Source organism: Streptomyces sp. NPDC013457 (assembly GCF_043089925.1).
Taxonomy (GTDB): Bacteria; Actinomycetota; Actinomycetes; order Streptomycetales; family Streptomycetaceae; genus Streptomyces.
The window spans coordinates 297,684-316,413 of sequence record NZ_JBICBL010000002.1; the positions used below are offsets into that span (position 1 = coordinate 297,684).

The following is an 18,730-nucleotide window of genomic DNA, read 5'->3' on the forward strand; positions in this document are numbered from 1 at the left end:
CGCTATGGATCTGAAGGTGCTGGGCTTGCTCACAGTCCAGGAGAGAGGGACACCCATCGTCCCCGCCGAGGCACCGGCACGTCAGCTGCTCGCACTGCTCGCGGCCCATGCCGACCACATCGTGCCGACGGCCGTCCTGACGCAGGAGCTCTGGCCGCAGGGCCCGCCGCAGTACGCGGGGGAGATGATCGAGACCCACGTCCGGCGGCTGCGCGAGCTGATCGACGCCGCGCTGGGCCTGCGCCGCGAGGAGGCGGCGGCCGCGTCCGGACCCGGCACCGCGCGGGACGTCCTCGTCACCCTGTCCGGCGGCTACCGGCTCGCGACCGGAGGCGGGACCTCCGACCTGCGCGTCTTCCAGCGCTCGGCCGGCGCGGGCTACCGGGCCATGGAGCTGGAGGATTACGGGACGGCGGCCGAACGGCTGGGCCAGGCACTGGAGCTGTGGACGGCCGACGCCTTCACCGGAGTGGTGACCGGCCCCCATCTGCGGGCCCACATCGCCCGCCTCGAACAGTCGCGGCTGCGGGCCCTCGACCAGTGGGTCGAGGCGCAGCGCAGGCTCGGCCGCCGGCACGAGCTCTACACCGGCCTGTCCGTCTTCCTCTCCCGGTTCCGCACCTCGCCGTCCCGGTACGAGGCGATGGTGGCGGAGCTGGAACGAGGCGCCGACCGGGGGCGTGCGGTGCGGCCGTACCTGGAGGCGGCCGCGAGAGCCCGCGCCGGGACCGTTCTGCACGCGACGCGCCACCCGCTTCCCGCCCGTCGCCGCCTCCCCGTCGCCAGTTGACCGGAAGATCACCGTCGAACTAGTTTCGGACCGATAACGGGCGAAACGCGCACGACGGGCTGGGGGCTCCCACATCATGACGGTTTCACACAGCCATGAATCCGGCCTGATGGCCGTCCTCGAACTCCTCGCCGACCAGGCTCCGTCGGGCCGCTTCGACGAGGTGCTGCAGCGGGCCCGGCGCGACGGCACCACGGATCAGGAGCTCGCCCGCCTGGAACGCGCCGTGCAACTCGCCCGTGGCGTACAGGCCTGGCAGGGGCAGCGCCGCCAGCGGGAGGACGGCCTCGCCGACCTGGTGGACACCGCGCGGGACCTGACCTCCCCCCACGACGTCGAGTCCCTGCTCCAGGTGGTCACCCGGAGGGTCAAGCGGCTCCTCAACTTCGACATGACGTCCATCGCCCTCCTGGAACCGGAGGGCGACCTGCGCGTCTACGTCTCCGACGGTTCGACCACCGCGCTCGCCACCGGCCACTCGATCACCGCCCCCTACGGCCTGGGCCACCCCACCCTCGCGGCCAGAGCGCCGCTGTGGACGGCCGACTACCTCGACGACGACACGCTCGCCCACGACGAGAGAGCCGACGAGGTCGTACGGGCCGAGGGGCTGCACGCCATGATGGCCGTGCCGATGTGCAACGGCGACCAGATCGTGGGGGTCCTCTACGGCGCCGCGCGCTCCGTCCGCCACTTCAGCCCGGACGAGATAGGACTCGTCTGCTCCCTGGCGGCGCTCGCCGCCGTCGCCATCGAGCGGGCCGGCAGCTTCGAACAGGCAAGGGGCGAGGTCGGCCGGCTCGAACTGGACGGCTTCCGCACCCGTACGAGCCTGGTCAGACTGCAACAGCTCAACGAGGCCCACAGCCACATCCTCGGCCTGCTGCTCGCGGGCGCCGACCTCACCACCGTGGCGAAGGCGGCCGGCGACGCGCTGGACTCCGCGCTGCAACTGCGCGACCCGGCCGGCCGGCCGCTCGCCACCAGCGGCGACCTCGGCGATCTGGACGAACAGGCCGTGGCCGAGGCGGCCCTGGACGCCCACGCCCATCTGCGGCCCGTCGTCACCGCCCAGGGAACCTGGGTCGCCCCGGTCACCGCGGGCGCGGAGGACCTGGGCGTGCTGGTGCTGCGCCCGACCACGGCCCTGGTGGGGGAGGACGAGGGGCTGCTCCAGCTCACCGCGCAGACCTTCGCGATCCAGCTCCTCCTGCGGCGCAGCACGGCCGTCGCCGAAGGGCCCGTCCGCGACGACCTGTTCGACGAACTCCTCGCGGCCGGCGCCGGCGGCGGGCACCAGACGCACTACCTCGTAGAGCGTGCGCGCCGCCTCGGCATCGACCTCGAGACGCCCCACGTCCTGCTCGTCGTCCATCCCGAGGGCGGCGAACAGGGCCGGGCCGTGGTGTGGGCCTCGTCCTACGCGCACCGGATGACCGGGCTCAAGACGGTCCACAGCGGCAACATCGTGCTCCTGCTGCCCGGGACGGACGCCTCGGCCGCGGCCCGCGCCGTGGCGGCCCAGCTGCCACCGCTGCTGGGCCACCCGGTGTCGGTGGGCGCGGCCGGACCGGGCCGGGGCGCCGCAGACATCGGCCGGATGCACAAGGAGGCCGTCCGTTGCCTGGACGCGCTGACCGCGCTCGACGGCGCCGGCGGCACCGCCTCCGCCAAGGACCTCGGCTTCCTCGGCCTGCTGCTCTCCGACGACCACGACGTGGACGGCTACATCCGGTCCGCGATCGGTCCGGTCCTCGACTACGACCGGGAGCGGCTCACCGACCTGACCGGCACCCTGGAGTCGTACTTCGCCTCGGGCTGCAGCCAGGCGGGCGCGGCCGAGGTGCTGAACGTCCACCCCAACACGGTGTCCCGGCGGCTCGACCGCGTCACCGACCTCCTCGGCGACGCGTGGCAACAGCCGGGCAGAACACTGGAGGTGCAGCTCGCGCTGCGGCTGCACCGCTCCCGCGAGGTGCTGCGCCGACAGCGCCGGACGGCCGCCGACGCCGCGGAGGCACGGCACGCCACGAAGGCCGGGCACGCCACGGACGGCCGGGCGTACGCCACGGACGCTCAGGCGGACGCGAGTTCGGCCGGACGCCCCCTCTCGGACTCGCCCTCGTAGCCACCGCCGAACGCCTCGCCGGAGCCGTCCCCGGCGTCGCCCTCGTACCCGCCACCGGACAGCACGACGGCCGCGTGCGCGGCGGAGGCCAGCGTCATGTGCCGGTGCCAGCCGCGGAAGGAACGGCCCACGTAGTCCCTCAGCCCGGTCTCCTCACCGACACGGGCGAAGTCCGCGTCCACGCGACGGGTGAGCTTGGTGAGGCGCAACAGCGGACCGGGTCCCGGCTGCGTCATGCCCGTCACCCACAGCGCGGACGGCGGACGCGACGGGTCGCCCCACTCGCCGAGCAGGGACAGTCCGCGCGTCGCCCCGGACGGATCCGACAGCGCCACCGGGACCATCGCGGCCAGCGACGTGCGCGGGGCGAGTCCGGCGGCCGCGTCCTGCCACGGCACCGGTCGGCGGACCCCCTTGACCAGCTGCAGGATCCGCTGAGCCGGCAGCGGACCGCCCCGGTAGCCGGGCATGGCTCGGTCCGCGACGGACAGCCGCTGGGTGCCGCTGATCCGGAGGAGGAAGGGGACGCCGGCCGCCGCGAGCGGCGCCACCGCCGCCGACACGTCACCGTCCCGCAGATCGATCAGGACCGGCCTGCGCGGCCCCCAGCGGCGGGAGGCCTCCAGGGCGACCGCGACGGCGCACTCCTCCGGGCTCTCGGCCCCCGCCTCCGCGGGAACGCCCGCCCGGTCGCGCAGCCGGTGGTCGTGGACCCACTGGTCCGGCAGGACCAGACGCCAGTCGACGGGCGCGCTCAGCTCCTGCGAGGCCGTCCACACGCCGAAGGCCTGCTGACCGCGGAACGACTGGCGCAGGTGCGGGGCGAACCCCCGGTCGACACCGACCGAGTGCTCACCGGTCTTCGGGATCGCCATCTGGCGCACCACCCAGGCCTGGACCGCCGTCTTCCGTTCCAGATGGGCGGCCAGCGCGGCGCGCAGCGGCTGCCAGTTCCAGGTGGAGTCGGCGATGAAGTGATGCAGTGTCTGCTCCGTGGCAGGCGCTCCCAGGTGGGCCGCGATGTTCCGCGCGGTCTTGCGTCCCTCGGTGGTCAGCAGCCCGCGCAGGTACTGCTCCCCGCGCAGCCGCTGGTCCTTCCTCGGGAAGGAGGAGAACAGCGTGGCGCAGAGTTCGGAGACGGCGTCGTCGGCCATGGCCGGGTCGGTGAGGCGCCGGTTCCGGCGAGGCACCGGCAGCGGGCGGACCGGGTCTCGTCGCCTGATGACAGCTGTGTTCACGACACTCCAACCATGGGGGGTGGCCTGCTCTGTTGCCCTCCCACGATCGCTCCGGGAGGGGCCCGCGGACGAGGTGTCCACGGCACCCCCCTCCCGTCGCCGGTGCGTGCCGGACCACTGGTGATTCAGCCATCCGACGAGCCGGCGGACCCGACGGCGGACGGCGCTTCGACAGGGCTTTGACAGCGCATTGACCGGGTCGCGGCGGAGTGTGGCCGGACCACCACACGGGCCCGGCGGGTGCGCGGTCACACACCGCCGGAGGCCCGTACGGCCCCGTCCGCGAGGTCCCTCACCGGATCTGGAGGTTGTCGAGGTACGACCGCACGTTGCGGCGGGTCTCGGACACGGAGTCGCCGCCGAACTTCTCGACCACCGCGTCCGCAAGCACCAGCGCCACCATGGCCTCGGCCACGATCCCCGCGGCCGGCACCGCACACACGTCGGACCGCTGATGATGCGCGACCGTGGCCTCACCCGTGGCCGTGTCGACCGTCGCCAGCGCACGCGGCACCGTCGCGATCGGCTTCATCGCCGCCCGCACCCGCAGCAGCTCACCCGTGCTCAGACCACCCTCCGTACCACCGGAGCGGCCCGATGAACGCCGGATACCGTCCTCGGTCCGCACGATCTCGTCATGCGCCTGCGAACCCGGCACCCGCGCCAGCCCGAAACCGTCGCCGACCTCCACACCCTTGATCGCCTGGATCCCCATCAACGCGGCGGCGAGACGGGCGTCCAGACGACGGTCCCAGTGCACATGCGACCCCAGACCCACAGGAACCCCGTAGGCCAGGACCTCCACCACGCCACCCAGGGTGTCGCCGTCCTTGTGGGCCTGGTCGATCTCCGCGACCATCGCCTTCGATGCGTCCGCGTCCAGGCACCGCACCGGATCGGCGTCGAGCCTGTCGACATCACCCGGTGCCGGGTAGACCCCGTACGGAGCCTTCGCCGCCGCCAACTCGACGACGTGGGAGACGATCTCGATCCCGGCCGCCTCCTTCAGGAACGACCGGGCCACCGCACCCAGCGCCACCCGTGCCGCGGTCTCCCGCGCCGAAGCACGCTCCAGGATCGGCCGGGCCTCGTCGAAGCCGTACTTCTGCATCCCCGCCAGATCCGCGTGACCGGGACGCGGCCGGGTCAACGGCGCATTACGACCCGTCTCCTTCAGCTCCGACGGATCCACCGGATCCGCCGACATGACCTTCTCCCACTTCGGCCACTCCGTGTTCCCCACCATCACGGCGACCGGAGAACCCAGCGAGAGACCGTGCCGGACACCGCCCAGGAAGGTGATCTCGTCCTGCTCGAACTTCATCCGCGCGCCACGCCCATAGCCGAGACGCCGCCGCGCGAGGTGGTCCGCCACCGCCTCCGTGGTCACCGGGACGCCCGCGGGAAGACCCTCCAGCGTCGCGACCAGCGCGGGACCGTGCGACTCTCCGGCTGTCAGCCAGCGCAACCTGCTCAACGGAGCTTCCCTTCCACAGGGGCCATGTCTTCCTCGGATCCTTCTACGGCCGGGAGGTGCCGGCCGGCCGTCGGTACGGAGTGGCGGGGGAAGAGCCGGTGCAGCTCCTCGTGGAAGCCGGGGAAGGTCTTCGCGACACAGCCCGGGTCGTCGAGCGTGATCCCCTCGGCCCGCAGACCCAGGACGGAGAACGCCATCGCGATGCGGTGGTCGCGGTGGCAGGCGATCCGCGCCGGCACGGGGGTGCCGGGGTGGACCGTGATCCGGTCCCGCCCGGTCTCGGTCCGGATGCCCAGCGCGCGCAGGTTGCCCTCGACGGCGGCGATCCGGTCCGACTCCTTCAGGCGCGCGTGCCCGATGCCGGTGACGGTGATCGGGGCGTCGGCCAGGGGCGCGATCGCGGCGAGGGTCATGAAGGTGTCCGAGATCTCTCCCATGTCGACGGTGAACCCGCCCCTGAACTCGCCGGTGCCGGTCACGGTGGTCGCCTCGTCGGTGGTCTCCACCCGGGCACCGGTGCGGGCGAGGACCTCGGTGAAGCGCAGGTCGCCCTGGAGGCTGCCCCGGCCGAGACCGGGCACGCGCACGCTCGTCCCGGTGACCGCCGCGGCGGCGAAGACATACGACGCCGTGGAGGCGTCGGGCTCGATCGGCAGATCGGCCCCGCGGTAGCCCGTCGGCCGGACGGTGAACGCGCCGGGCACGGACTCGTCGACCTCGGCGCCGAAGCGCCGCATCAGGGCGATCGTCATGTCGATGTACGGCCGGCTGACGAGCTCCGGCACGGTCAGCGCCAGCGGCCGGCGCATCAGCGGGCCCGCCATCAGCAGCCCCGTCAGGAACTGGCTGCTGAGTGTGGAGTCCACGGTCAGCGCACCGCCGTCGAGCCCCTGTGAGCGCACCCGCAGGGGCAGGCGCCCGCCGGGCCCGGTGGTGACCTCGGCCCCCAGCTGCCGCAGGGCGTCCGCCAGCGGAGCCACGGGGCGGGCGGTGAGCTGGTCGGAGCCCTCGAAGCCGAAGTCGCCGTGGCCGGTGGCCGCGAAGGGCGGCAGGAAGCGGGCCGCCGTACCGGCGTCCGCGCACCAGGCGGTGCCCGAGCCGACCGGGCCCCGGCCCAGGCCGGTCACGTGCCAGACGCCTTCGTCGTCGGAGGAGTCGATACGGACGCCCAGCCCGCGGAGGGCCTCACGGAAGGCCGTGGTGTCGTCGCTCACCAGCGGAGCGCCGAGGGCGCTCGTCGAATCGGCGGCGGCCGCGAGCAGCAGCGCCCGGTTGGTGAGCGACTTCGACCCCGGTATCCGGGCGTTCAGAGCAGGGGTCGCCGGTACGGCGATGGTCATGGCTGTCCTTTGCGAGTACGGCCGCCGCGTGCACGGCGGTCCGGGAGAGATCGCCGCACACCCCGGGCGTTCCGGCGGCCGTCCCGCCCTGTGCGGCCGGGGTGCGGAAGGCCGCCCGCGGTCAGCCGCCGGCCACCTCCGCGAGGAGGCCGCCGATGATCCGGGGCCCGTCCACGGTCAGTACGGACTCGGCGTGGAACTGCATGGACACGAAACGGGCCGCCCGCAGTCCGTGCACCTCACCCGTCGCCGGGTCGCGGCTGACCTCGACGCGTCCGTGCACCGGGTGCTCGAACGAGTCCCCCGCCGCGTGCGCGGCGAAGGTGTTGTAGAAGCCCACCCGCTCCCGCGCGCCGAAGAGGTCGATCTCGTGCTGGGCGCCCTGGTTGGGCGTCGGCCGGCGCACCAGGTCGAGGCCGATCAGGGTGGAGAGCACCTGGTGGCTGAGGCAGACCGCCATGAACGGCCTGCGCTCCTCCAGGAGCTGGGCCACCGCCGACCGCAGGTGCGCGATCTTCGGGTCGTTCGTCTCGCGGGGGTCGCCGGGGCCGGGGCCCATCACGACCAGGTCGTGCTCGTCGAAGCAGTAGCGCTCGTCGAAGCGCCGTACGCTCACCTCACCGCCCAGCGAACGGATCTGATGGGCAATCATCTCGGTGAAGGTGTCCTCGGCGTCGATCACCAGCACCCGGCGGCCGGCCAGCGGACCGCCCGTGCCGTCCCGCGTCGCCTGGTCCCTCAGCCAGAAGTCGGCGATGCGCTCGTTGCGTTCGTCGAGGGCCTCGCGGACCGCGGGGTGCGCACCGAAGCGGATGGGCTCGGGGTCACCGAGCGCGGCGAGCAGCCCCGCCGCCTTGGCCCGGGTCTCGTGTACCTCGGACTCCGGGTCGGAGTGGCGTACCAGGGTCGCGCCCACCCCGATCCGCATCATGCCCTCGTCGTCGATGTCGGCGGTACGGATCAGGATCGACGAGTCCAGGGTGCGGCCGCCGGCGGCGTCGCGGCCGATCAGGGCGGCCACACCGCTGTAGTAGCCGCGGCCCTGGGGCTCGTACCGGCTGATGACCCGCGCGGCGCTCTCCAGCGGGGAGCCGGTCACGGTCGGCGCGAAGAGCGTCTCGCGCAGGATGTCCCGTACATCGCGGTCGGTCCGGCCCTCGATGAAGTACTCGGTGTGCGCCAGCCGTGCCATCTCCTTGAGATAGGGGCCCACCACCCGGCCGCCCTCCGGGCAGATCCGGGCCATCATCTTGAGCTCCTCGTCGACGACCATGTACAGCTCGTCGGCCTCCTTGGGGTCGGCGAGGAACTCCATGACGCCGTCGAGGTCCGGGCCGGCCGCCGGGTAGCGGTAGGTGCCGCTGATCGGGTTCATCACGGCCGTACCGTCGTGGACGCTGATGTGCCGCTCCGGGGTGGCGCCCACGAACGTCCGCTCGCCGGTGTGCACGAGGAACGTCCAGTACGCCCCCGCCTCCCGCTGCACCAGGCGGCGGAAGAACGACAGCGCCGCGGGCAGACCGAACCCGGGCAGCCGTGCCGTGAACGAGCGCCGCATCACGAAGTTGGCGCCCTCGCCCGTGCCGATCTCGTCCGCCACGACCCGGCGCACGATCTCCGCGTACGCCTCGTCGTCGACGTCGAAGTGGCCGTCGGTCACCTTCACGGGCTCGTCGGGCAGCAGCGGGAGCGTCGCGCGCAGCGGCACCGAAGCCTGCTCGCGCACTGTCATCGCCAGCAGCGGTGCGCCGTCGTCGGGAGCGGCGAAGCCCCGCTCGGCGAGCTGACGGTAGGGGATGAGGGTGAGGAGTTCCGTTCGGGCGCCCGTGCCGTCCCGGCCCTGCGGGGGGAGGTCGAGGTCGGCGAGCGACGCGATCTCCGTCACCTCACCGGCCAGCAGTTCCAGGGTGTCCGGGTCCACCGTCTCGGGCCGGTGCATCAGTGCGAACGCGCCGGCGGAGCCGTCGAGGATGCGTGCCAGGAGGTCCTGCGCGCTGTCCTGCCTTGCCATGGGGATTCCTTTCGGCGGTGGGGCTCGTCAGAGCGCCGTGCCGCCCGCGTCGAGTTCGCTCAGCACGGTCTTGGCGGACACGACGCGGGCCGCGCGCTGTGCCGCGTAGTCGAGGGCGAGCCGGTGGTACTCGGCCGAGAAGTCGGCCACGGCGTCGGCGACCAGGAACGGCTTGATGTCGTTGGTGAAGGCCTCGACCGCCGTCATCAGCACGCCCACGTGCGCGTACACGCCGCAGATGATCAGCTGGTCCCGCTGGTGGAACCGCATCCGCTCCAGCAGGTCGGACTTGAAGAAGGCGCTGTAGCGCCACTTCGTGAACGTCCAGTCGCCGGGGCCCGGTCCGAGGGGCTCGACCACCTTGCGGTGCTCGGGCGTGGGATTCATCCCCGGCCCCCAGAAGTCCTTCAGGAGTCCGCGCTGTTCGGGCGTCATGCCGCCGGGCTGCGCTGTGTACGCGACGGGGATGCCGAGCTCGGCACACCGCTCCCGCAGCAGCGCGGTGTTGCCGACCAGGGCGTCGCCGGGCGCCTCGGAGCGGGGGAACGGCTTGAGGAAGTACTCCTGCATGTCGTGGAGCAGCAGGACGGCACGCCGGGGGTCGACGGGCCAGCTGACGGTGTTCTCCGGCAGCTCGCCCTCCTGGGGCATCGGGTAGGGCTCGATCGGGGGGATACCGGGCATGGGCCGGTCGGTCCTCTCTGGGTGGGCGCCGAGCGTGGCGACGCCGTCCACGGGTACGGATGCGTGCGCGCCGCCGTACGGCGTCGCGGTCATCCCCGCCAGGCGGAGACGACGTCGATGGCCTGCTGCGGATTGAGGCGCGGGTCGCAGAAGCTGAGGTACTTGTCGCCCAGCCGGTCGAGGCCCCCCTCGTCCATGACGCACTCGGTGACGGTGTCCGGGGTCGTCTCCAGGTGCAGGCCCGCCGCGACACCGCCGTTCTGGCTCACCGCGGCCTGGAAGTTCTCCACCTCGCGCACGACCGTCCGCACCAGGCGGGTCTTGAGCCCCTCGGGGCTGGAGACCGTGTTCCCGTGCATCGGGTCCGACAGCCAGAGCACCGGGTGACCGGCCTTGGCGACCGCCTCGACCAGCGCGGGCAGCCGCTCGCCGGCGTTGTCGGCCCCCATGCGCGCGATCAGCGTCAGCCGCCCGGGGCGCCGCTGGGCGTCCAGGCGCTCGCACAGGGCGAGGAGCTGGTCGGGCGTCATGCTCGGACCCACCTTGACGGCGACCGGGTTCGAGACCGCGGCCAGGAGCCCGATGTGGGCGCCGTCCAGCTGCCGGGTCCGCTCGCCGACCCACGGCCAGTGCGTGGACGTCAGCAGCAGCGAGCCGTCCGGCTCACGGCGCAGCAGCGGAAGCTCGTAGTCGAGGAGCAGCGCCTCGTGGCTGGTCCACACGGGTACCTCGAGCTCGGACCGGGCGGCGGTGCCACGCCAGCCGAGGTAGTGCATGGTGTCGCTCGCGGCCCGGTAGCCGCTCAGCAGGTGGCGGGGGTCGGGCCGGCGCAGGACCGCGTCCGGCTCCGGACGGTTGACCATGTGGCCGCGGTAGACGGGCAGCTGGGCGCCGTTGACGGTCTCGGTCGGGGAGGAACGGGGCTTGCCGTACTGCCCGGCGATCCTGCCCACCCGGATGATGGGCTTGCCCGAGGCGAGCTTCATCGTCCCGGCCAGCACGTCGAGCAGTGCGGCCTTGCGTGTGACGTCCTCGGGCGTGGCCTCGGCGGGGTCCTCGGCGCAGTCGCCGGTCTGGATCACCTGGAGGTGTCCCGCCGCCGCCTCCATCAGCAGGGCGCGCAGGCGGCGTACGGCTTCGGCGTCCACGAGGGCGGGCATCCGCCCGAGATCCGTACGGACCTCTTCCAGGGAGGCGTGGCCGTCCCAGTCGGGCTGCTGCAGCGCGGGTATGGACCGGAGGTAGGACTGAATGTCGATCATCGATTCCCTCAGCGAGCATGCCGGAGCGAATCCGGGCAGGAGCGGACGTGGTCAATTCGCAGTGGGGCACGGGCACGGACGGGTGTGCGTCGGCCGGACCTTCCTGGACGACGCGGTATTCAGCGGTTCACAGGAAGATTCCGGCGGGCCTTGAGTGGTCCCGGAAAGTGCCGCGCGCTTCATTGCGGCGCTTGCACCGATCGTTCGGGATTCACTATCGGCTCGACGGATCGGGCCGTGCAACGGCGGCCCGAGGAGTACGTCAGGTGCGCTCGGAGGTGACGGCCACGGCCGTCAGGAGAAGTCCCTGGGAGCGCGCCCAGCGGCCTGCGAATCCGCGGATTCTGCGTGCGTCGATTCTGGGTCCCGGTACGAGCAGACGGGCGGAGAACGTGCCGTCGTCGGGAGAGACGGTGATCATTACCTGGTCGAATTCGAGCCAGCGGCCGGTCAGCGGATACCAGGCCTTGTAGACGCTCTCCTTCGCGCTGAAGATCAGCCGGTCCCAGCTGACATCCGGCCGGCGGCCCGACAGTTCCGCGATGTGGGCACGCTCCTCGTCCACGGTGACGAGCGCCCGGGCACCGCGCGTGGGGATCGGCGCATCGGGCTCGGCGTCGATGCCGACCGCCACGACATCGCACGTCAGGGCCACGGCTGCGGCGCGGTACCCCGCGCAGTGGGTCATGGAGCCGACGACGCCGGCCGGCCACCGCGGTGCGCCCTCGGGGTCGGGCAGGATCGGCGCGGGGGGCACGCCGAGGCGTGCGAGGGCCGTGCGGGCGCAGGCCCGGACGGTGGCGAACTCCCGGCGTCGGGCGATGCCCGCCGTGGCGATCACCCGACGCTCGGAAGGGAAGAGAACGCACCCCGCGACGTCCTCGAATTTCTCGGCGGAAACCACCCGCGAGGGCAGGAGAGTCTCGATCAAAGCGACCCCGGTTCGGTGAATCGAGGGCACGCCGATTCGGCAGGGCGTGTTCGTCGGAATCGACTCTTCCTGCCGAATCGGCGTGTGTGCCGGTCGTCGGACCGTGTGACCGGTCGATTCACACGGTCATGAGCGACGTCAGGTCCCTGGCGTATTTCTCGATGAGCGACGGGGAGATGTGCGGGATGTCCGCGTCGGCCCCGACCTCGGCGGCCTGCACGGCAGCACGGAATCGCTCGGAGGGAATGTCGGATCCACGCACCGCGCTCTCCGGTTCCTTGAATCCGTGAATGAGCGGCAACGACGAATGCTGCCGCTGCTCCTCGGGAAGCGCCCGCATGGCCGTCTCGAACCGGTCGAGCCAGTCCGCGTAGTCGTCGATCCGCTCGATGCGACGGCCCGACTCGCTCAGCCAGTCGACGAAGGTGTCGAGCGAGATCCCGTCGTCGTGGGGGTTCACCAGGCTGAACGTCCGGTACTCGCCGGTGACCTGGCCACCCAGCGCCACGACGGCCGCGGCGGTGAAGTCCACGGGGAGTCCGTCGTAGTGAGCCCTCGGCCGCTTCTCCGCACCGTCGGCGCGGTAGAAGGACGCGGGGGCGATACCGGTCGCGAGGACGCTGAAGAGGAGCCGGGAGAACATGTCGGGGACGTTCAGCTGACCCCCGTAACTGCTGTGGGCGAGGATCATGTTCGACCGGAACACCGTGACCGGGAGACCGCACAGGTCGTGCGCCTCGCGCAGCAGGACCTCGCCCGCCCACTTGCTCGTCGCGTAGCCGCTGGCGTACCCCGCGTCGACCGGCTGGACGGGGAGCGCCTGCCGGATGTCGGGGTCCTCGCCCAGGGCGGGGGTCTGCGAGGTGGCGACGGCCACGCTGGATATGTACGTGAACGGCTTCATCCGTCCGGTGAGCGCCAGGCGGACCAGCTCGGCCGTCCCCACCACGTTCGCCTCGAACAGGTGGTTGTACGGCAGCACATGGTTGACGAGCGCGCCGGCGTGGACGATCAGGTCCACTTCCGCGCAGAGCCTCTCCCAGGTGCGGTCGCTCAGCCCCAGCTGCGGCTCCGCCATGTCGCCCGCCACGACCTCCAGATGGTCCGCGGCCAGCTCCTGGAACCGCCGTGCCAGCTGCCCGTCGCCGCCTGCGAACGCCTCCTCGAACCGCTTCCTCGCAGCCGCCACGTCCTTCCCGCGGACGAGGCAGATCAGCCGCCCGTCGGTCTTCTCCAGCTGCTCCAGCCACTCCATGGAGAGGAAGCGCCCGAGATAGCCGCTCGCCCCGGTCAGCAGGACGGTACGGGGCGGCTCGGCGGGACGAGGCAGCCGCTTCGCCTCGGCGAGCGTCTCCTCGTCGATGAACCTGTCCAGGGTGAGGTCGGCGGCCCGGACCTCGACGCTTCCCTGGCCGTGCACCGAGGCGAAGCCGGGCCGGTCCGACGTGGCCCCGCGCTTGGCCTCGATGTGGTCGGCCATCTGCTGGAGGTCGGTGGCCGCACTGATGATCATGTCCACCGGGACCCGGACCTCGAAGACGTCGTCCAGCAGGTCGGAGAACGCCACCGCGGTCAGCGAGTCGCCACCCAGGTCCCTGAAGTGCGCCGACGGGCTCACCTCGACCCCCGAGCCCGTCAGCAGCGCCTGCGCCGCACGCTGGAGCGTCTCCAGGACCGGCCGGTCCGCGGCGCCTCGGCGGACGTCCAGCAGCTGCTCGTTCTCCCGCGCCGCGATGTCCGCGTACAGCTCCTCGAGGCGCTCCCGGTACCGCTCCAGCAGGCGGGGGCGGAGCAGCTTGCGGTGATCCGACAGCAGGCCGTTGTCCTGACTGAACGGCTCGGTCTCGACCAGGAATTCGCGCGGGATCTCGTAGGAGTTGAGCCCCTCCTCCTTCGCGACCTGGACGAAGGAGTCGCTGAGCTGCTGCTGCAGTTCCTCCGGGCGGTCGCCGAAACGGGCGAGGGCGTCCGCGGAAGGAACGACGACGGCCAGCAGATACGACCGCTCACTGTTCCCGTACACGAATATCTGCCGTACCAGAGGGCTGTAGGCGAAGATCGCCTCAAGGCGTGCGGTCGCCACGAACTCGCCCTGGGAAAGCTTCAGCACGCTCTTCCGGCGGTCGATGATGGAATGGCGCCCGGGTGCGGTCTCGGCGACGATGTCACCCGTCTTGTAGAAGCCCTCCTCGTCGAGGAGTTCGGCCGTCAGCTCCGGATGGTTGTAATAGCCGGGAATCAACGCGTCGGTCTTGAGCAGAAGTTCTCCGCGCGGATACGGTGAATCCGTGAGGTAGTAACCGAGTTCGGGAACGTCGACCAGTTTGTAGTCGATGACCGGCGGGCTCAGCATCTCTCCGTCGACGGAGACGGCGGCGGCCTCGGTCGAGCCGTAGATGTTGTGCAGCTCGATGCCGAGGAGCGACTCCATGAACGTCGTCAGCTCCGCGGACAGGGGAGCGGACGCACAGCCGGCCCAGGCGACCTGGCCGCCGAGCAGCTCCACCCGCATGTCCGACTTCACCTGGGCCTCGAGCGCGGCCCGGTCGGTGACACCGGCCGTGCTCCTGCGATCGAGCTCGCTCTGGTACTTCTGGAAGATCAGCTCGCAGATGCGCGGTATCAGCGACAGCTCCGTCGGTCGCGCCAGCGCGATGTCCTCGAAGAAGGTCGACAGATCGCTCCTGGCCGTGAAGTACGTGATGCCGCCCCGGGCCAGGGTGTTCTTCAGCGAGGAGTGGCCGGCGACATGGCTCATCGGCATGTAGCTGAAGGTGACCGTCTGGCCCTCGGAGAAGAGCTTCGACCAGGCACCGCCCCACATCGCGCTGGTCAGCCGGTCGGTGTACATGGCGCCCTTGGGCGTGCCCGTGCTGCCCGAGGTGTAGATGAGCATCGCGAGCGGGTCGTCGCCGTCGGCCGGGACGAAGAGCGGCGCGTCGGGAAGACCGGCGCCCCGGCGGAGCACCTCGGGAAGGGAGTCGACCTGCACGGAACGGCCGGCGCCCTCCAGGCGTGCGCGCGCCTCGTCCAGCGCGTCGGCGTGGTCGCTGACCTCCTCGTGGAAGTCGAAGACCAGGATCCGCTCGACCGACGGGCTTCCCAGCGCGAGCTCCACCGCCCGGTCCAGGCGCTCCACGCTCGCGGCGACGAGGCGGGACTCCGTCTCGTCGACGATCGACCCCTGCTGCGACGCCGGCGAACTGGTCTGGAGCGGCACGTTGGCGAACCCCAGGTACGTGCACGCCAGGTCGACGACGGTGTAGTCGCCGCTGGAGAAGCCGAGGACGGCGACGCGATCGCCCGGCCTCAGCGGATGGTGCGTGTCACCGTGCCATGCGTTCGCCACCGCGCGTACCCGCGCCCACAGTTCGCCGAAACTGGTCTCCTCGTAGCGGGGGAGCAGACGGTACGACACACGGCCGGTCCCGGGGTCCCGCACGAATTCCCTGGCCCGTTCACCGATCGCAGGCCGATCGGCATAGCGGACCATTACGTTTTCCATCACTTGCGCAAGTCGCATTTTTGGTCTCCGCGTCGTGTACGGACCTGATCGCGAGGAAAGGGATCATCGAATTCACCACCCCTGCTCGCGTCACGACGCTACCGACTCGGGCACTCGGCGGGCCGAGCCGAGGAACTTCTATGTCATGTCCGCCGCCTGCCCGAAAGGGAATTGCGGGCATGCGGAATGCGCCGAGCTCGTACGGCCGGCGTACGGAATCGGCGCTCGGGGGCTTCGGCCGAATTCAGTCGCGCACGCGGCTCTGGCTCTGGCTCTGGTGCGTCAGGACCTGCAAGGCGTCCGCCGAACTCGCGTCGTTCGGCGTGTAGACCTCAAGACGGTGGTCGGGGCTGTCGGGCTGCAACCAGACCTGGTAGTCCACGCTCACGGCGCCCACGGTCGTGTGCTGTATGTGCATGGTGCCCGTGGTGCAGTCCGCGACGTCCCGATTCGCCCACAGGGCGGAGAAGTCGTCGCTCCGCATGGTCAGTTCGCCGATCAGCCCCGCAAGGCGCGCATCGGTGGGATAGCGGCCGGCCGTCAGCCGGAGGTACGCCACATGGGCGCGGGCGAGCGTGTGCCAGTTGCTGTACAGGTCACGCGTGACCGGATCGAGGAAGAACATCCGCGGGATCGACGGCCGGCGCTCCGGATCGTCCGGCGTCTCGAACGCGACGTGCTCGGCGAGCAGCGCGTGTCCGCTGCGGTTCCACGCGAGCACGTCTCCGCGCCGGCCCAGGACGATCGCCGGCGTGGCCTCGCCCAGGGACTCCAGGAGTGCCAGGACGCGCTTGTGGGGTTCCTCCGACGGGGGCTCGGCGAGCCGGGGCGTCGCCGAGTGCCGGGCGAGGTTGTGCAGGTGCACCGTCTCGGTCGCGTCGAGCTGCAGGGCCCGGGCGAGCGCGTCGAGCACCTGCTCCGACGCCGTCTCGGCCTGCCCCTGCTCCAGCCGCGTGTAGTAGCCGGCGCTCACTCCGGCGAGCTGGGCGAGCTCCTCCCGGCGCAGCCCGGGAACGCGGCGCCCGTTGCCATGGGTGCGCAGTCCGATCTCGTCCGGGGTGACCCGGTCACGGCGGCTCTTCAGGAAGGTTCCGAGGCTCTCCACGTCCGCCAGCCTAAGCCGAACGCGCGCACGGCTGGGTATACCTGTCAGGTGTACCCCCAGCAGGGGGGTGGCTGTGGACATGGCCATGGCCGACGGTCGAGTCATGTCGGAACAGCACTCACACAACTCACCCGGCCTGCGTGCGTGGCTGGGACTGCTGGTCGTACTCGGTCCCGTCCTGCTGGTCTCCATGGACGGGTCGATCCTGTACCTGGCGATGCCCCGGGTCAGCCAGGACCTCACACCCACGGCCGACCAGGCCCTGTGGACCCTGGACATCTACGGCTTCGCGGTCGGCTCGCTGCTGATCGCGTTCGGCAACATCGGGGACCGGTACGGCCGGCTGAAGCTGCTGATGATCGGAGCGAGCGTCTTCGGCCTCGCGTCCGCGGCCTCCGCCTTCGCGCCCAGCCCGGAGCTCCTCATCGCGTCCCGCGCGCTGATGGGTGTCGCCGGCGCGACCCTGCTGCCGTCGGCGCTGGCCGTACTGAGCGAGCTGTTCACCGACCCGCGCCGGCGGGCACAGGCCATCGGCATCTTCGCCGCCGCCTTCGCGGCGGGCTTCGCCATCGGCCCGGTCGCGGGCGGCATCCTGCTGGAACGCTTCTGGTGGGGCTCGGTCTTCCTCATCAACCTGCCCGTCATCGCCCTCTTCCTGATCTTCGCCCCCATCCTGCTGCGTGAAGTCAGCACCACCCGTCCCGGCCGTATCGACGCCTTCAGCGTGGCGGCCTCCGCGGCCGGCCTCCTGGGCCTCGTGTACGGCCTCAAGCACGCGGCCGCCGAAGGGTTCTCCCTGCTCTCCGTCCTGGTGGGACTGGCCGGCATCGCGCTCCTGACTCTGTTCGTACGCCGGCAGCGGCACCTCGAGCACCCGCTGATGGACTTCTCCCTCTTCCGCGACCGGGTCTTCACCGTCGCGATCATCACGGGACTGCTGCCGCTCGCGGCCTGGTCGGCGGCCGCCTACCTGTCGGGCGTCTACCTCCAGTCCGTCCTGGACCTTCCCGTCCTGCAGGCGGCGCTCCTGGCACTTCCCGGCGCCGTGGTCCTCACCGTCACCTGTGTCGTCACGCCGATGTTCGTCGACCGCATCGGCAAGCGGACCATCCTGATCATCTGCCACTTCTCCATCGCGGCCGGGCTGCTCTTCCTGCTCCCCACCACGATCACCGGCGGCGTCGGCTGGTACATCGCGTCCACGTCCATCGCCGGCCTCGGTTACGGCATCTCCTTCAGCGTCGTCGCCGACACCGCGGTCGGCGCGGTCCCGGCCGAGCGGGCCGGTTCGGCCGGCGCGATCGCCGAGACCAGCAACGAGATCGGCAACGCGCTCGGCATCGCGCTCATCGGCTCCCTCGCCGCGCTGCTCTTCCGGCTCCAGGGGCCCGACCTCGCTCCCACGCTCGACGAGACCCTCCAGCTGCCCGGGCTCGCGTCCGCGGTGGTCACGGACGCGAAGTCGGCCTTCGTGACCGGCCTCCACGCCGCTGTGGCGGTGGCGAGCTTCCTGCATGTCGCTCTGGGCGTCCTGGCACTGCGCTGGCTGCCGAAGGCCGAGGCCGGGACCGCGACGGTGGCCTCGGAGGCCGCGGTCGAGCAGAAGGCCGACCGTGTGGAGAGCACGCCTCGCTGACACACCGGGCCCGGCGGGGCGGGCTCCGTCGCCCGCCGGCCCCCCGCTCACCAGGCGCACCCCATGAACGGCCGTGCCCCGGTCCGCAGCCTCCCCCCTGCGGACCGGGGCACGGTCGTCCATGGGGCCGCCGTTTCGCGGGCGCCGATTGCGAAGGCTGATGGCGAAGGCTGGTTGCGGGTGGCGATCGCGCCTGCCGATCGAACGCGTCCGTCAGACGGACGTCAGGCGGAGCAGGACGGCGCCGCCGATGATGGAGGCGAAGGAGAGCAGCCGGGCGAGCGTGATCCGCTCCTTGAAGATGACCGCGCCGCAGACGACCGTGCCGACGCCGCCGATACCGGTCCAGAGCGTGTAGCCGACGGAGACGTCGAGCTCGCGCAGGGCCAGGGAGAGGGAGTAGATGCCGCCGGCGGCGGCGAGCAGGGTGAGCACGGAGGGCCAGAGGCGGGTGAATCCCTTGGTGGCGTTGGTGCCGAGGGCGAACAGGACTTCGAAGACGACGGCGATGCCGAGGTAGACCCAGGTCATGGTGGTGTCACTCGTTTCGTGAAGGCGAAGGCGAAGGTGGCGGGGGCGGCGGACGGGACGGTCGCGCCGGGCACCGGGCGTCGGGCGGGACG

Annotated in this window: 12 protein-coding genes and 1 pseudogene; 3 read left to right on the forward strand and 10 right to left on the reverse strand. The window is 71.6% G+C overall.

Going from position 1 to position 18,730, the window contains the following annotated elements; genetic code table 11:
* The first annotated feature begins 25 nt into the window (after positions 1-25).
* Complete coding sequence (locus tag ACF1G2_RS06920) at positions 26-790, forward strand: BTAD domain-containing putative transcriptional regulator (RefSeq protein ID WP_391797255.1); 765 nt, start codon at positions 26-28, stop codon at positions 788-790.
* A gap of 76 nt (positions 791-866) precedes the next feature.
* Positions 867-2,918, forward strand: coding sequence for a helix-turn-helix domain-containing protein (locus tag ACF1G2_RS06925; RefSeq protein WP_391797256.1), 2,052 nt, complete (start codon positions 867-869; stop codon positions 2,916-2,918).
* Here ACF1G2_RS06925 and ACF1G2_RS06930 read toward each other — a convergent pair.
* From ACF1G2_RS06930 to ACF1G2_RS06970, 9 genes and pseudogenes are all read right to left on the reverse strand, one after another.
* Positions 2,867-4,156, reverse strand: a complete 1,290-nt coding sequence (locus ACF1G2_RS06930) for an IS701 family transposase (RefSeq protein ID WP_391797257.1) — start codon at positions 4,154-4,156, stop codon at positions 2,867-2,869. The two genes, ACF1G2_RS06925 and ACF1G2_RS06930, sit on opposite strands and share 52 nt — an antisense overlap.
* 292 nt (positions 4,157-4,448) lie before the next feature.
* Positions 4,449-5,633, reverse strand: a complete 1,185-nt coding sequence (gene aroC, locus ACF1G2_RS06935; protein ID WP_391797258.1) for a chorismate synthase — start codon at positions 5,631-5,633, stop codon at positions 4,449-4,451.
* On the reverse strand, positions 5,630-6,973 hold the full coding sequence (gene aroA, locus ACF1G2_RS06940; protein ID WP_391797259.1) for a 3-phosphoshikimate 1-carboxyvinyltransferase: 1,344 nt from the start codon (positions 6,971-6,973) through the stop codon (positions 5,630-5,632). Before aroA ends, aroC begins: the two co-directional genes overlap by 4 nt.
* 121 nt (positions 6,974-7,094) lie before the next feature.
* Positions 7,095-8,984: an anthranilate synthase family protein gene (locus ACF1G2_RS06945; protein WP_391797260.1), complete on the reverse strand. Its 1,890-nt coding sequence runs from the start codon at positions 8,982-8,984 to the stop codon at positions 7,095-7,097.
* Positions 8,985-9,011: 27 nt separating this feature from the next.
* Positions 9,012-9,668: an isochorismatase family protein gene (locus ACF1G2_RS06950; RefSeq protein ID WP_391797580.1), complete on the reverse strand. Its 657-nt coding sequence runs from the start codon at positions 9,666-9,668 to the stop codon at positions 9,012-9,014.
* An 89-nt stretch (positions 9,669-9,757) separates the two neighbouring features.
* Positions 9,758-10,930: a 3-deoxy-7-phosphoheptulonate synthase gene (locus tag ACF1G2_RS06955; RefSeq protein WP_391797261.1), complete on the reverse strand. Its 1,173-nt coding sequence runs from the start codon at positions 10,928-10,930 to the stop codon at positions 9,758-9,760.
* A gap of 262 nt (positions 10,931-11,192) precedes the next feature.
* Positions 11,193-11,771 (reverse strand): 4'-phosphopantetheinyl transferase, encoded by a 579-nt coding sequence (locus ACF1G2_RS06960; protein WP_391797262.1) that lies wholly within the window; start codon positions 11,769-11,771, stop codon positions 11,193-11,195.
* Between the two features lie 208 nt (positions 11,772-11,979).
* Positions 11,980-15,387: pseudogene (car, locus tag ACF1G2_RS06965) on the reverse strand (carboxylic acid reductase); the annotation flags it as partial.
* A gap of 223 nt (positions 15,388-15,610) precedes the next feature.
* Complete coding sequence (locus ACF1G2_RS06970; RefSeq protein ID WP_391797263.1) at positions 15,611-16,471, reverse strand: helix-turn-helix transcriptional regulator; 861 nt, start codon at positions 16,469-16,471, stop codon at positions 15,611-15,613.
* 103 nt (positions 16,472-16,574) lie between these two features.
* On the opposite strand from ACF1G2_RS06970, the gene ACF1G2_RS06975 reads away from it, so the two are divergent.
* On the forward strand, positions 16,575-18,107 hold the full coding sequence (locus ACF1G2_RS06975; RefSeq protein ID WP_391797264.1) for an MFS transporter: 1,533 nt from the start codon (positions 16,575-16,577) through the stop codon (positions 18,105-18,107).
* A 213-nt stretch (positions 18,108-18,320) separates the two neighbouring features.
* Here ACF1G2_RS06975 and ACF1G2_RS06980 read toward each other — a convergent pair whose 3' ends face one another.
* On the reverse strand, positions 18,321-18,638 hold the full coding sequence (locus ACF1G2_RS06980) for a DMT family transporter (RefSeq protein ID WP_391797265.1): 318 nt from the start codon (positions 18,636-18,638) through the stop codon (positions 18,321-18,323).
* Positions 18,639-18,730: the final 92 nt, after the last annotated feature.

Excerpts from the sequence above, each read along its gene's own strand:
- ACF1G2_RS06925 (WP_391797256.1), top strand. The coding sequence starts at position 867 with ATGACGGTTTCACACAGCCATGAATCCGGCCTGATGGCCGTCCTCGAA.
- aroA (WP_391797259.1), bottom strand. The coding sequence starts at position 6,973 with ATGACCATCGCCGTACCGGCGACCCCTGCTCTGAACGCCCGGATACCG.
- ACF1G2_RS06945 (WP_391797260.1), bottom strand. The coding sequence starts at position 8,984 with ATGGCAAGGCAGGACAGCGCGCAGGACCTCCTGGCACGCATCCTCGAC.
- ACF1G2_RS06950 (WP_391797580.1), bottom strand. The coding sequence starts at position 9,668 with ATGCCCGGTATCCCCCCGATCGAGCCCTACCCGATGCCCCAGGAGGGC.
- ACF1G2_RS06955 (WP_391797261.1), bottom strand. The coding sequence starts at position 10,930 with ATGATCGACATTCAGTCCTACCTCCGGTCCATACCCGCGCTGCAGCAG.
- ACF1G2_RS06975 (WP_391797264.1), top strand. The coding sequence starts at position 16,575 with ATGTCGGAACAGCACTCACACAACTCACCCGGCCTGCGTGCGTGGCTG.
- ACF1G2_RS06980 (WP_391797265.1), bottom strand. The coding sequence starts at position 18,638 with ATGACCTGGGTCTACCTCGGCATCGCCGTCGTCTTCGAAGTCCTGTTC.